This window comes from Micromonospora sp. NPDC049203, assembly GCF_043197215.1.
Taxonomy (GTDB): Bacteria; Actinomycetota; Actinomycetes; order Mycobacteriales; family Micromonosporaceae; genus Micromonospora.
The window spans coordinates 338,174-352,358 of record NZ_JBICSV010000005.1 but is presented as its reverse complement, the minus strand read 5'-3'; the positions used below and the strand labels follow the sequence as shown (position 1 = coordinate 352,358).

The 14,185-nt window shown below is 73.4% G+C and carries 10 protein-coding genes; 2 read left to right on the top strand and 8 right to left on the bottom strand.

The annotated features are described in order from the left end of the window. Window position 1: 1 nt before the first annotated feature. Window positions 2-2,122 (bottom strand): glycogen debranching protein GlgX, encoded by a 2,121-nt coding sequence (glgX, locus tag ACGFIA_RS16945; protein WP_357384129.1) that lies wholly within the window; start codon window positions 2,120-2,122, stop codon window positions 2-4. 315 nt (window positions 2,123-2,437) lie between these two features. Here glgX and ACGFIA_RS16940 point away from each other — a divergent pair, with 315 nt between their 5' ends. Further along, a complete protein-coding gene (locus tag ACGFIA_RS16940; RefSeq protein WP_393260755.1) occupies window positions 2,438-3,835 on the top strand; it encodes a glycosyltransferase family 4 protein in 1,398 nt (465 codons plus the stop codon). Between the two features lie 177 nt (window positions 3,836-4,012). Here the strand turns inward: ACGFIA_RS16940 and ACGFIA_RS16935 are convergent, their stop codons facing one another. From ACGFIA_RS16935 to ACGFIA_RS16920, 4 genes are all read right to left on the bottom strand, one after another. Further along, complete coding sequence (locus ACGFIA_RS16935) at window positions 4,013-5,296, bottom strand: citrate synthase (RefSeq protein WP_357384125.1); 1,284 nt, start codon at window positions 5,294-5,296, stop codon at window positions 4,013-4,015. Window positions 5,297-5,472: 176 nt separating this feature from the next. Continuing rightward, complete coding sequence (locus ACGFIA_RS16930) at window positions 5,473-7,536, bottom strand: sulfatase-like hydrolase/transferase (RefSeq protein ID WP_393260752.1); 2,064 nt, start codon at window positions 7,534-7,536, stop codon at window positions 5,473-5,475. Next, window positions 7,529-8,944: a methyltransferase domain-containing protein gene (locus tag ACGFIA_RS16925; protein WP_357478460.1), complete on the bottom strand. Its 1,416-nt coding sequence runs from the start codon at window positions 8,942-8,944 to the stop codon at window positions 7,529-7,531. Before ACGFIA_RS16925 ends, ACGFIA_RS16930 begins: the two co-directional genes overlap by 8 nt. Next, entirely contained in the window at window positions 8,941-9,099 is a 159-nt protein-coding gene (locus tag ACGFIA_RS16920; RefSeq protein ID WP_354871788.1) for a hypothetical protein, read from the bottom strand. The genes ACGFIA_RS16925 and ACGFIA_RS16920 overlap by 4 nt, the downstream gene beginning before the upstream one ends. Window positions 9,100-9,281: 182 nt before the next feature. Here ACGFIA_RS16920 and ACGFIA_RS16915 point away from each other — a divergent pair, with 182 nt between their 5' ends. Continuing rightward, entirely contained in the window at window positions 9,282-9,683 is a 402-nt protein-coding gene (locus ACGFIA_RS16915) for a VOC family protein (protein WP_357473926.1), read from the top strand. A 7-nt stretch (window positions 9,684-9,690) separates the two neighbouring features. Here the strand turns inward: ACGFIA_RS16915 and ACGFIA_RS16910 are convergent, their stop codons facing one another. From ACGFIA_RS16910 to ACGFIA_RS16900, 3 genes are all read right to left on the bottom strand, one after another. Next, the gene (locus ACGFIA_RS16910) at window positions 9,691-10,395 is read right to left on the bottom strand and encodes a helix-turn-helix transcriptional regulator (protein ID WP_357478524.1); all 705 of its coding nucleotides are present in this window, start codon (window positions 10,393-10,395) and stop codon (window positions 9,691-9,693) included. A 98-nt stretch (window positions 10,396-10,493) separates the two neighbouring features. Continuing rightward, window positions 10,494-11,720 carry a dolichyl-phosphate beta-glucosyltransferase gene (locus ACGFIA_RS16905; protein WP_393260749.1) on the bottom strand — a complete coding sequence of 409 codons (1,227 nt, stop codon included), beginning with the start codon at window positions 11,718-11,720 and terminating at the stop codon, window positions 10,494-10,496. 3 nt (window positions 11,721-11,723) lie between these two features. After that, window positions 11,724-14,156: an ArnT family glycosyltransferase gene (locus ACGFIA_RS16900; protein ID WP_393260746.1), complete on the bottom strand. Its 2,433-nt coding sequence runs from the start codon at window positions 14,154-14,156 to the stop codon at window positions 11,724-11,726. Window positions 14,157-14,185 lie beyond the last annotated feature (29 nt).

The window sequence follows — 14,185 nt, the reverse complement described above, 5'->3', positions numbered from 1 at the left end:
GTCAGGCCGTCCTCTCCAGGACCAGCAGCGAGCGGTCCGGCACGCAGACCGTGCCGCCCGCCTCGACGAGCGTCGTCTTCTCCGGGTCGGGTTCCGCGGTGCTGATCACCAGTTCCCACCCGCTGCCGAACTCCTCGCCCGGCAGCGTGAAGTCCAGCGGCGCGTCGTGCGCGTTGAACAGCAGCAGAAACGAGTCGTCCCGGTGGCGCTGGCCGTACTGGCCGCGCTCGCCGATGCCGTCGCCGTTGACGAACAGGGCCACCGAACGCCCGAAGTCGTTGCCCCAGTCCTCGCCGGTCATCTCCCGGCCGTCCGGGGTGTACCAGGCCAGGTCCGGCAGCCCGGAACCGGTGGCCCGGCCGCCCACCGGCAGGCCGGTGAAGAACCGGCGGCGGCGGAACACCTGGTGCCGGTTGCGGAAGTCGGTGAGCCGGCGGACGAAGTCCAGCAGCTCGTCGTCGGCCCGGTCCCAGTCGACCCAGGCGATCTCGCTGTCCTGGCAGTAGGCGTTGTTGTTGCCGCGCTGGGTGCGGCCCAGCTCGTCGCCGTGGCCGAGCATCGGCACGCCCTGGGACAGCATCAGCGTGGCCAGGAAGTTGCGCCGCTGCCGGGCACGCAGCGCGCGTACGCCCGGGTCGTCGGTCTCCCCCTCGACGCCGCAGTTCCAGGACCGGTTGTGGCTCTCGCCGTCCCGGTTGTCCTCGCCGTTGGCCTCGTTGTGCTTGTCGTTGTAGGAGACCAGGTCGGTGAGCGTGAACCCGTCGTGGCAGGTGACGAAGTTGATGCTGTGGAACGGGCGTCGGCCGTCGTCCTGGTAGAGGTCGGCCGAGCCGGAGATGCGGGAGGCGAACTCGGCGAGCGTGGCCGGCTCGCCGCGCCAGAAGTCACGGACCGTGTCGCGGTATTTTCCGTTCCACTCGGTCCACTGCGGCGGGAAGTTGCCGACCTGGTAGCCGCCGGGGCCGACGTCCCACGGCTCGGCGATGAGCTTGACCCGGCCGACCACCGGGTCCTGCTGCACCACCTCGAAGAACGTGGACAGCCGGTCCACCTCGTAGAACTCGCGGGCCAGCGTGGCCGCCAGGTCGAACCGGAAGCCGTCGACGTGCATCTCGGTCACCCAGTAGCGCAGCGAATCCATGATCAGTTGCAGCGAGTGCGGGCTGCGCACGTTGAGGCTGTTGCCGGTGCCGGTGTAGTCGACGAAGTAGCGCCGGTCGGACTCGGAGAGCCGGTAGTAGCTGGGTGTGTCGATGCCCTTGAAGCTCAGCGACGGCCCGAGGTGGTTGCCCTCGGCGGTGTGGTTGTAGACCACGTCGAGGATGACCTCGATGCCGGCGGCGTGCAGCGCCTTGACCATGCCCCGGAACTCCTGCACCTGCTGGCCGAGGCGGCCCAGCGCGGAGTAGCCGTGGTGCGGGGCGAAGAAGCCGATGGTGTTGTAGCCCCAGTAGTTGCGCAGCCCCAGGTCGGCCAGGCGGTGGTCGTGCACGAACTCGTGCACCGGCATCAGCTCCACAGCCGTCACGCCGAGCCGCTTGAAGTGCTCGATCATCACCGGTGAGGCGATCGCCGCGTACGTGCCGCGCAGCTCCTCCGGGATGCCCGGGTGGCGCATGGTCAGCCCGCGCACGTGCGCCTCGTAGATCACCGAGTGGTGGTACGGGGTGCGCGGCGGCCGGTCGTTGCCCCAGTCGAAGTACGGGTTCACCACCACCGACTTCGGCATGTACGGCGCCGAGTCGACGGTGTTCATCCGGTCCGGGTCGCCGCCGACCTCGTAGTCGTAGACCGACGGGTGCCAGGTGACCTCCCCGTCGACCGCCTTCGCGTACGGGTCGAGCAGCAGCTTGTGCGGGTTGCAGCGCAGCCCTTCGGCCGGGTTCCACGGCCCGTGCACGCGGTAGCCGTAGCGCTGGCCGGGCTCGACGCCGGGGATGTAGGCGTGCCAGACGTACGCGTCGACCTCGCGCAGCTCCACCCGGCGCTCGGTGCCGATGTCCCACTCGTCGAACAGGCAGAGCTCGATCTTCTCCGCCACCTCGGAGAAGATCGCGAAGTTGGTGCCCATCCCGTCGTACGTGGCGCCGAGGGGGTAGCTCTCGCCCGGCCAGACCTGCATGTCGCTCCTTCGGCCCATGATCGTGAGCGCACCGGACAGGGGAGACCGCCGATGCGCACGCCGGTGATGCCCAGTCGTCGCCACGACCAATCCATCCGTTCGGACCGTAACCGAATCCACCCTCCTGAGAACGGATAGACGTTCGGGTGTCATCCGTCACGATCGCCCCTTTCGAGATGCGCGCCGGCCGCGGATGGACTTTCCTGGATCCGGACCTGCGCCCGCGGGCCCGCCCGGCCGTTCGGCCACCCCTCACCATCGCTCGACGCCGCCACCGAAGCCGGCGTGCCTCACCATGCATGGACGGAGATCCACGTGACCACTCTGCGGGTCGGCGCGCAGCCCGCCACCGCGACGGACCGGCTCCACCGGCCCACCCTCACCTCCCGCCCGGCGCCCCCGTCGCCGGTCGGGTCCGCGCCCCGGTCCCGGCGCATCCTGATGCTGTCGTGGGAGTACCCGCCGGTGCTCGTCGGCGGGCTCGGCCGCCACGTGCACGCGCTGTCAGTGGCGCTGGCCGCCGCCGGACACGAGGTCACAGTCGTCACCCGCCACGCCGAGGGCGCTCCCCTGGAGGAGTACGCCGACGGCGTACGCGTCGTCCGCGCCGCCGAGGACCCGGTCCGGTTCCCGCTCGCCACAGGCTCGCTGCTGGCCTGGACCATGGCCTTCAACCACACGCTCACCCGGGCCGCCCTGCGTGCCACCGAGTCCGGCTCGTACGACGTCATCCACGCCCACGACTGGCTCGTCGCACACACCGCGATGACGCTGCGCGAGCACCTGGACGTGCCGCTGGTCAGCACCATCCACGCCACCGAGGCGGGCCGGCACCAGGGGTGGCTGCCGGAGGAGATGAACCGCACCATCCACGGTGTCGAGCACTGGCTGGCCGGCGAGTCCGGCCGGGTGATCGTCTGCTCCGGCTACATGCGCGACGAGGTGGGCGCGCTGTTCGGGGTGGACGCGGCCCGGGTGGACGTGGTGCCCAACGGCGTCGAGCCGCACCGCTGGCGGGTGCCCGCCTCGGCGGTCGCCGCCGCGCGGGCCCGGTTCGCCGCCGACTGCCCGCTTGTGACGTTCGCCGGCCGCCTGGTGTACGAGAAGGGCGTGCAACACCTGCTGGCCGGGCTGCCCCGGCTGCGCGACCGGCACCCCGGCCTGCGCGCGGTGATCGTCGGCGACGGGCCGTACAAGGCCGACCTGGAGCGCGAGGTGCACCGCCTCGGGCTCGGCGGCACTGTGAGCATGCCCGGGTTCCTCGGCGGCACCGAGCTGCCCGCCGTGATGGCCGCCTCGGACTGCTTCGCGGTGCCGAGCATCTACGAGCCGTTCGGCATGGTCGCGCTGGAGGGGGCCGCCGCGGGCGCGCCGCTCGCCGTCGCCCGTACCGGCGGGCTGGCCGAGATCGTCGAGCCGGGCGTCACCGGGATGACGTTCGCCCCGCACGACCCGGACGGGCTGGCCGAGGCGGTACACACGCTGCTGTCCGACCGGGACCACGCCCGCGCGCTCGCCCGTCGGGCCCGCGCCATGGTGCACGAGCAGTACGGCTGGGCGGCCATCGCGTCCCGCACGGCCGCCGCGTACGCCGCCGCCATCGCCGGCGACCCGGCGTTCACCGCCGCCCGCGCCCAGCACCGCATGGCCCACGGCCACCCAGTGCCGGCCCTCCCCGAGGGCAACCTCCTCACCGCCGCCGGCCTGCGGTAAGGAAGGGCCCCCTCTTAACGCCCCGGGTAGAGGAAGGGCACCTTGTTAACGCCCCGCACCCCGGTGCACAGGACGAAGGCCGCCGACCCGAGCAGGGTCGGCGGCCTTCGTCGTCCGCGTGTTAAAAAGGGGCCCCTCCTCTACCGGAGGCGTTAAGAAGGGGCCCTTCCTTGCACCTCAGCGCTGGGCGGCGGGGACGTAGTCCCGCTCGGCGGCGCCGGTGTAGATCTGCCGCGGGCGGCCGATCTTCGTCTCCGGGTCGTTGATCATCTCGCGCCACTGCGCGATCCAGCCGGGCAGCCGGCCGAGCGCGAACAGCACGGTGAACATCTTCGTCGGGAAGCCCATGGCCTTGTAGATCAGGCCGGTGTAGAAGTCCACGTTCGGGTAGAGCCGCCGGGACACGAAGAAGTCGTCGGCGAGCGCGATCTCCTCCAGCTGCACCGCGAGGTCCAGCAGTGGGTCCGGCTTGGCCATCCGGCCGAGCACGTCCTGGGCGGCCTTCTTCACGATGGCGGCGCGCGGGTCGTAGTTCTTGTAGACCCGGTGCCCGAAGCCCATCAGCTTCACGCCGTCCTGCTTGTCCTTCACCTTCTGCACGAAGGAGCGGACGTCGCCGCCGTCGGCCTGGATCTTCTGGAGCATCTCCAGCACGGCCTGGTTGGCGCCGCCGTGCAGCGGCCCGAACAGCGCGTTCACGCCGGCCGAGACCGAGGCGAACAGGTTGGCGTTGCTGGAGCCGACCAGCCGCACGGTCGAGGTGGAGCAGTTCTGCTCGTGGTCGGCGTGCAGGATGAACAGCATGTCCAGCACCCGGGCGACCACCGGGTCGACCTCGTACGGCTCGGCCGGTACGCCGAACGTCATGCGCAGGAAGTTCTCGACGTAGCCCAGCGAGTTGTCCGGGTACAGCAGCGGCTGCCCGATCGACTTCTTGTACGCGTACGAGGCGATGGTGGGAACCTTCGCCATCAGGCGCACCGTGGACATCTCCACGTGCTCGGAGTCGAACGGGTCCAGGCTGTCCTGGTAGAAGGTGGAGATGGCGCTGACGGCCGAGGAGAGCACGGCCATCGGGTGCGCGTCGCGGGGGAAGCCGTCGAAGAAGCGGCGCATCTCCTCGTGCAGCAGCGAGTGCCGCCGGATCCGCTCGCTGAAGTCGGTGAGCTGCGTCTGGGACGGCAGCTCGCCGTAGATCAGCAGGTAGGAGACCTCCAGGAAGGAGGACTTCTCGGCCAGCTGGTCGATCGGGTAACCCCGGTACCGCAGGATGCCGGCATCACCGTCGATGTAGGTGATGGCGGACGAGCAGGACGCGGTGTTCACGAAACCGGGGTCGTACGTGGTCATCCCGGTTTCCTTGAGCAGCTTGCTCACCCCGATCCCGGCGGGGCCCTCAACCGCGGACTGCACCGGCATCGACAGCTGCCCACCGGGGTGGTCGAGCTTGACTTCCGTCATCTGTTCCTCGCTTCGCCGGCAAGATCTTCGTTGAATTGCCTTCGCTTCTACCGTAATCACGGCGCGGAGAACACCGCTCGTCATGGTTTGAGGGTGAGGTGTGCGTCACCTGTTTCCCGGCCAGGCGCTGTGGAAACCGGATGGGAGCGCGGCCATGGGCACGTTCGGGAGATCCGTCACGACAGCGTGAGCCGCCGTAGCGCCCCGCCGTCACCGACCCGGTAGAGGTCGAGCCGGTTGGCTCCGGCGGCGAAGAGACGGTCGTCGGCGAGCAGTGCCGCGAACCGCCGCCCACCGGCGTCCGGCGGCACCACGGGCACCACCGCGCCGACCGTCCCGTTGACCGCCACGGCGAGCCGGGTGCCGTCGGGTACGCCCTCCGGCACGGTGCCCCAGACCAGCGCGGGCAGCCCGCCACGGGCCGGGTCGACAGCGTCGAACGCGTGCCGGTTCGCCACCGTGGCGGTCCCGCCGACCGGCACGTCACCGACCCGGGTGCCGACGAGCGGGTCGACGGGAAGCGGCGGAAGCGGGGCGGGCACACCGCCGGTGACGGTGACCGGCTGGCCGGGGCGGTCGTAGAAGCGCTTGTCGGCCCGCTCGCGCGGGGCCGCCTTGGCCGACCGGCCGTCCATCCGCCAGGGCACCCGCATGTGCGTCTCGTCGGCGATGGTGGGCAGCAGGTCGACGTGCTCCCAGTTGCGGTCGTCCACGCGTCCGGCGCGCTGGCCGGGCTCCTTGACGAACATCGGCACCCAGGCCACCTCGTTCGCCGCGTGGTCGATGGCGTCCATCCCCCGCCCCTGCCAGTCCCGGCGGAAGCTCACCCCGTGGTCGGCGGTGACCACCACCAGCGCCTTGTCGTAGAGGCCGGAGGCGCGCAGCGTCCGCAGCGTCTCGCCGATCAGCCGGTCGGTGTAGCCGAGCTGGGCCAGGTGCCGGGCACGGGCCAGGTCGACCCAGCCGGCCCCGTCGTTCGGCAGGTCCTCCGGCGCCGTGTAGTGCGCCCCGGACGGCAGGTACGCCCACGGCGAGTGCGGCATCAGCAGGTGCAGGAAGTGCAGCGTGGGCCGGCTGTCGGGGCGCAGCCCGGCCAGGAACGAGGTGAACCGGGCCGGCTGGTTGTCGTCGAGCGTGTCCCAGCGGAACTTCGGGTCGTCAGGCACCGGCTCGGCGGCGTCCAGCCCGGCCTCGGCGGCGGTCCGCTCGCGGTAGGAGTCCTCCGGGTCGACGCGGCTGTCCACCGGCGCGGCGATCCGGCCCAGCAGCCTGCCGCTCTCCCGGACCAGCACGCCGAGCCCCTGTTCCGGGGTGGTGGCCTGCTCGCAGCGGCTCGGCGGGCAGAGCCGGGTGATGCTCTCCTCGGCCTTGATCCGGTAGAGGCCGCCCAGCGCGGTGAACAGGTTGTCCGGGTACTGCGAGTAGTGCGGCGCCACGCCCCGCTCCGGGTAGCGTCCGGTGAGCATCGCGGGCAGCGCGTAGGGCGTCCAGCCGCTGACGCCGGTGGCGTTGCGGTACCACGTCGACCCGCCGGCCAGCGCCGCGAAGTTCGGGTAGCGGGCGGCGTCGATCCGTCCGTCCGGGCCGAGCAGGGACACCAGCGGCAGCTCGTCCAGCACGATCATGACCACCGGCGGGTGCGCGCCCGCGCCGGCCACACCGGCCGCGCCGCCCTCGCCGCGCGGCAGCACCACCGCCGAGGCGGGCGAGGCGAACAGGAACAACCCGACGAACACCAGCGGCCCGGCGGCGGCCACCCGCAGCACCCGCCGGAGGGCCCGCCACCGCCGGTGCGCGGCCACCCCGGCGGCACCGGCCACACCGGCGACGACGAGCAGGGGTACGCCCCGCAGCGGCGTGACGTGCCGGCCGACCTGGACCGCCAGCGCGGCGAGCAGCAGGCCCACGAACGCGGAGTGCACGGCGGCCCGGATGAGACGCCCGGCGGGCAGCGCGAGCGTGCCGAGCAGCGCCAGCGCGCCCAGCAGCGCGAGCACCATCGTCGGCGCGAGCGTGATCAGGGCGACAAGCAGCAGCACGTCGGTCCGGGAGGCGCGGTGGAACAGGAAGAAGTCGGGGCTGCGGCCGAGCACGTCGAGCAGCGGCTGGGTGACCACCAGCCCGGCCAGCGCCACCACCTCGGCCAGCCGGGCCGCCTCGGCCCGCCACCACTGCCGGCGTTCCCGCCGGACCGGGACGGCGGCGTGGTCCCGGGGTGGTGCGAGGGTGTCCTCAGCCACCCACCACCACCTGGTAGAGCGTGCGGGTGCCGGAGGGCAGCTCGGTGCGGGCGACCACCCGGCCCCGGCGGGCGAGCAGCGTCTCGAAGGCGTCGCGCCGGTAGTCCGGGAACAGGCCGTCGGGCTTGTTGGCCAGCAGCCGGCGGGCCATCGGGTCGTCCGGGTGGACGAACTCCACCACCAGGCTGCCGCCGGTGGCGGTGAGCGCGGTGAGCTGGTCGAGCACCTCGGGCAGCGGCACGTTGCGCCCGATCGCGAGGTGGTGCACGACGGCCAGGGCCAGGACGGTGTCCGCGCGGGCCCGGTCGGCGAACGCGGCCCGCTCGACGCCGCGCCAGCCGCCGCCCGGCGACGGGTCGGCCAGGTCCATCACCAGCGGCAGGATCCGTGTCTCGCCCTCGTCGCGCAGCGCGCGGTAGAGCGTGTCGACGACCGCGGGGTCCTGCTCGACGGCGACGACGTGCGCGGCGTGCCGGGCGGCGATACGGGCGTACCGGCCGTCGTTGGCGCCCAGATCCAGCGCCGAGCCGCCACCGACGGCGGCCAGCGCCCGGTCGACGAACTCCTCCTTGGCCTGGCGGTCCGGCACCGAGTACGCGCAGGTGCGCTGGTAGTCCGACCAGTGGCTGCCGCCGGGCCGGTGGTCGAGGCGGCGGACCAGCTTCGTCAGTCCGCGTACCGTGGTCAGGGCCAGCTCGCGGGAGAACCCGGCGGCGCGCAGCTGGGCGCGGACGTCGGTGGTGCTCGCGGCGGAGTTGCGGGCCTGCATGGCGCCGTGCAGGTGCACGTGGGTGGGAACGCCGGCCCGCCAGCGCCGGGCGCCGCCGAACAGCCGGCGCATCTGGTCCGGTTCGACGCCGTCGACGCGGGCGCGCAGGAACGGCTGGAAGTCCAGCCCGAGGTGGGCCTGGATGAGCAGCGGGTAGAGCAGCGTCTGGCAGAACTGCCGGTAGCCGGCCCAGGGTTCGCCGTCACGCAGCGCCTCGAACGAGCCGACGTCGATGAAGACCGGCCGGGCGCCGCGCCACTGCACGTTGTAGGCGGAACCGTCCTTCGTGGTGAAGCCGGCTTCCAGGGCGGCCCGCAGCACGTCCAGGTGCAGCAGCGCGGCGTCGCGCAGCATCGCTGACGACCACTCGTACGGGTGCGAGACGAACGGGATCCGCTCGTGCCGCAGCACCGTGGTCCAGGGCGCGTCGACAGGGGTCGGGGTCAGCTCCTCGGTGCCGACGATCTGTCCCCGGGCAGTGGCCTGCCGGAAGAAGTCGGTGACCGACAGCGCCCGCCAGTCGCGGGTGGAGCGCTCGTCGAGCCCGCGCAGCACCTCCTCGCCCCGGTGGAACACCCGGTTGCCGGGGTCGCGGAAGGAACCGGGTTCGACGCGGACGCCGGTGTCGGGAATCGTCACGCCGCCGGGCCCTGGTCGGTGGGCTGACGCCGGAACCGGGACGTCAGGCGACGCCAGTAGAGCTTGGCGGCCACGGCCACCCCGGCCACCCCGCCGACCACCGCCTGCACGATGAGACTGCCGGATCCCGCGTCCAGGTAGGCCAGATGCGTCACGGCTGCTTTCCTTCCGTCGCCGGTCATCATGTGCACGCCCGGAATGGGAGCTTTATTGCTCTGAGCCGGACTTGTCCCCCACCGTAACGTCTCGGCGAGCGGCCGCGCGGCCACACCGGCCACTCGTCCCCCGTCCGATCCGTTCAAGACGGGCCGGGCCGGTCGTGTCTACCGTGGCCGGCATGACACCGCAGTTCGATCTGATCGGGGCCGTGGTCACCGACATGGCCCGCACGCTCGACTTCTACCGGCGGCTGGGGCTGCCGATCCCGGCCGGCGCCGAGACGGAAGGGCACGTCGAGGTCACCCTGCCGAACGGCGTACGGCTGGCCTGGGACACGGTCGAGGTGATCCGCAGCTTCCACCCCGACTTCGACCCGTCCGGCGGCAACAACCGGATGAGCCTGGCCTTCCGCTGCGCCGACCCGGCCGAGGTGGACCGCTGGTACGCCGAGCTGACCGGCGCGGGGCATCACGGTGAGCTGCCGCCGTGGGACGCGTTCTGGGGCCAGCGGTACGCGGTCCTGCACGACCCGGACGGCAACGGGGTGGACCTGTTCGCCCCGCTGCCCGCCGCCGGCTGACCGGCGCTCAGTCGCGGCCGAGCAGCCGGGTGGGCGGCACCCCGGCCAGCTCCCGTACCTCGCGGGTCAGGTGGGCCTGGTCGGCGTACCCGCTGCGCACCGCCACCTCGGCGAGCGGCGCACCGGCGCGGGCCAGGTCCAGCGCGCGGCGCATCCGCAGGATGCGGGCCAGCGTCTTCGGGCCGTACCCGAACAGGGCCCGGCTGCGCCGGTGCAGGGCGCGCGGGCCGAGGCCGACCTCGGCGGCGGTCGCGGCCACAGTGGCCCCGGCGGCCAGGCGGGCGGCGACCCGCGCGCCGAGCGGGTCGGGGCCGCCGGCCGCGCGCAGCCGGTCGCGGGCGACCCGGGTCAGCACCCCGGCGGCCTCGCCGCCCGGCGCGGCCAGCGCCGCCTCGACCCGCTCGGTCACCTCGGCGGCGGCACGGCCCCACAGGTCGGCCAGCGGTACACGGCGGTCCCGCAGCTCCTCGGCCGGCACCCCGAACACGGCCGGGCCGGTGCCCGGCGGCAGGCGCAGCCCGATCCACAGGTCCCCCGGCGCCGACCGCGACAGGTGCGCGGTGCGGTCCGGACCGGCGACCAGCAGCCCGGACCGGCTGGACCAGAGCAGGTCGACGCACCCGTCCGGCAGCACCCGCGTCTCGCTGCCGCTGGACACGCTGCTCCACAGCACCCCGCCCGGAACCCCCACTGCCGCCCACTCCCGGTACACGCTCCCCACCCTGCCACCCGCCCGTCGATCATGAAGTTGACCGTGTCGGCGCCCGGCGTGTCGCGCCGTCAACCTCATGATCGACCGGGTGGGAGGGGTTACCGGCGGTGGTGCATGGCCAGGCGGAGCAGGAGGAAGCGCAGGGCTGTCGCGGCCAGGTTGGCCGTTGTCAGGACGGTCAGCTCCAGTGCGCGGTTCGGGGTGGTGATGGCGGCGTGCAGCGCGGCCAGGGAGCCGCTGGTCAGGGCCAGGCCCAGCGCGAACGCCAGCAGGCCCTGGAGGTGGTGGCGGCCGGCGTGCCGCCGCCCGCTGACCCCGAACGTGAGTCGCCGGTTGGCCGCCGTGTTCGCCACCGCCGTGAGCAGCAACGCCAGCAGGTTCGCCGGCTGCGCCCCGAGCGGTCCGCGGGCCAGCAGGAACAACAGCAGGTACGCGAGCGTGCTCGCCACGCCCACCGCGGCGAACCGCACGAGCTGGCGCGGCAGACCGGCCGGCATGCGCGCGGGCGGCGCCGACAACGGTCCCCGGCCGAGCTGGGCGCGTAGCTGCGCCAGCGGCAGCGCCCCGGTGGCCAGCGCCCGGCCCAGCCGGCCGATGCCCCGCAGGTCGGCCAGCGCGGTGGCGACGATGTCGACGCGGCTGTCCGGGTCGTCCACCCAGTCCACCGGCACCTCGTGGATGCGCAGCCCGGCCCGCTGCGCCAGCACCAGCAACTCGGTGTCGAAGAACCAGCCGGTGTCCCGTACCAGCGGCAGCAGCCCGGCGGCCACGTCGGCGCGGATCGCCTTGAACCCGCACTGCGCGTCGGAGAACCGCGCCGCGAGCGCACCCCGCAGCAGCAGGTTGTAGCCGCGCGAGATCACCTCCCGCTTCGCGCCCCGGACCACCCGGCTGGTCCGGGCCAGCCGGGTGCCGATGGCCAGGTCCGAGTGCCCCGAGATGAGCGGCGCCACCAGCGGCAGCAACGCGGCCAGGTCGGTGGACAGGTCCACGTCCATGTACGCGAGCACCGGCGCGGGCGACGCCGACCACGCGGCGCGCAGCGCCCGCCCGCGTCCCTTCTCGTCCAGGCGCAGCACCCCCACCCCGGGCAGCTCGTCGGCGAGCGCCCGCGCCACCGCCGGGGTGCCGTCCACGCTGGCGTTGTCGGCCACCGTGATCCGGAACGGGTACGGGAAGTGCGCGGTCAGGTGCGCGTGCAACCGCCGGACACAGGGCCCGAGGTCGGCCTCCTCGTTGTAGACCGGAACCACCACGTCGAGCACCGCGCTGCCGGCGGCGGGCCGGGCCTGCACAGCCGCCCGGGGCGCGTACGTCTCCGCCACCGCTCAGCCCTGCCTTCCGCTGCTCAGGTCGTACACGGTCACGCCGTCGACGGTCGTCGCGGTGAAGGTCTCGGCGACCCAGGCGGCGATCTCGGCCGAGGCGTTGCTGCCGCCGTTGGCGCGGAACCCGCCGCCGCCGAGGAAGTAGTGGATCCGCCCGTCGGCGACGTACCGCTGGAACTGGGCCAGCGTCGGCGACGGGTCGCTGCCGTTGAAGCCGCCGATCGGCATGACCGGCCGGCCGGTGGCCAGTTGGTAGCCGGAGGCGTTGTTCGAGCCGACCGTGGCGGCGACCCAGGTGTAGCGGTCCGCGTCGGCGGTGAGCAGCGCGGTCATCTCGGCGCTCGGCTCGCGGGCGTCGAGCAGCCCGCCCATGCCCCCGCCGCGCTGGCCCCGGCCGTCCGGGCCCGTGCCACGCTCCGGACCGGTGCCGCCGGTGCCGGTGCCGCTGCCGCCGGGCGCGCCCGGAGCCGAACCACCGCCCGGGAATCCGGGGAATCCACCGGCGTTCGCCCCGCCGTCCGGGACCGTGCCGCTGGAGCCGGTGCCGTTCGGGCCGCCAGGGAAGCCCGGGAACTGCCCGTTCCCGCCGCCCGGACCACCGGGGAACTGCCCGTTCCCGCCGCCCGGCATCCGCCCGCCCGGGCCACCCGGGCCACCGAGGCCACCCGCTCCGGCCGGCCCCGCGCTCGGAATGGAGCCGCTGTGCGGGGTGGCGGCGGTCTGCATCGCGTACGCGGCCGGCCCGGCCAGCGCCACCGCGATCCCGGCGACGGACACCACCGGCGCCACCCACCGCACAACCCGCCCGGCAAACCCTCCCCGAGGCCCCGCCGCCCCCTTCCCTGCCCCCGAGTCGACCAAGGAGTTCGCGTCATCGTGATCGCCGCTCCCGGACACAAACTCCTTGATCAACGACGAGGGCGGGGAACCGGGCGAGGGCGGGGAGGTGGGAGACGGCGGGGAGGTGGGAGAAGGCGGAACGGGCCGGTGGGGGCGGGTGAGGAACGCCGGCGCGGCCAGGAGGACGGCTGCGGTCAGGCCCACGGCCAGCACCGTGGGGCGCAGCCAGGAATGCCAGTCGGGGGTGCGGCCGAGCAGGCGCCAGGACCACCAGGCGGTGACCGCGAGCGTGGCGGCCAGGACCAGCGTGGCGGCGAACCCACGCCACCGGGCCGGCGCGGCCGGGCCGAGCGCAGCCGAAGCCGCACCGGAACGGGCCCGCCACAGCCCGGTGACGCCGATGCCGGCCAGCGCGCCGACCGCCGGAGCCAGGGCGACCGTGTAGTAGGCGTGGAAGATGCCGGACATGAAGCTGAAGATCAGCCCGGTAACCAGCAGCCAGCCGCCCCAGAGCAGCAGACCGGCCCGGGTCCGGTCGGTACGTGGCGCCCGCCCGGCCAGCCACAGCCCGGCGACCAGCAGGATCAGCGCGGCGGGCAGCAGCCAGGAGATCTGCCCGCCGACCTCGGTGTCGAACATCCGCAGCAGCCCGGCCTGACCGGAGAACGGTCCACCGCCGCCGGGCCGTGCACCACCGCCGCCGACGCTGCCCACCTCGTCGCCGGTGATACGGCCCAGGCCGTTGTAGCCGAGCGTCAGCTCCAGGATGCTGTTGTTCTGCGAGCCGCCGATGTAGGGGCGGGCGCTCGCCGGCACCAGCTCGACGATCGCCACCCACCAGCCGGCGGAGACGACCACGGCGAGCCCGGCCAGCAGGAGCTGGCGGATGCGCCGTCCGAGGCCGGTCGGCGCGGCCAGCAGGTAGACCCCGGCGAAGACCGGGATCACCAGGAACGCCTGGAGCATCTTGGTGAGGAAGCCGAAGCCGACGAGCACGCCGGTCAGCGCTATCCACCGGGTGCTCGCCGTCTCGACCGCGCGCACCGTGGCGTACGCGGCGGCGACCAGCAGGAACACCAGTAGCGCGTCCGGGTTGTTGAACCGGAACATCAGCGTCGCCACCGGGGTGAGCGCGAGCACCGCCCCGGCGAGCAGTCCGGCGGCCGGGCCGTGCCAGCGGCGGACCGTCGCGTACAGCACGCCGACCGACGCGACGCCGAGCAGCGCCTGCGGCACCAGGACCGACCAGCTGCTCAGGCCGAAGATGCGCACCGAGAGCGCCATCAGCCAGAGCGAGGCCGGGGTCTTGTCCACGGTGATCGAGTTGGCGGCGTCGGACGAACCGTAGAAGAACGCGGTCCAGTTCTGCGACCCGGCCTGCACGGCGGCGGAGTAGAACGCGTTGGCCCAGCCGGAGGCGCCCAGTCCCCACAGGTAGAGCAGCGTGGTCACGACCAGCAGGCCGAGCAGGGCCGGCCGGGCCCAGCGCGGGTCGCGGCCGGCGCGGGTCTCCAGGGGTACGGGCGCGGGGGCCGGCTCGACGCCGGGTGGATCGGCCGTGGGCGCGGTCGGCAGGCTCTCGGTTCTGTCCATGCCGGCAAGCCTCGGAGCGCCCGCTGACC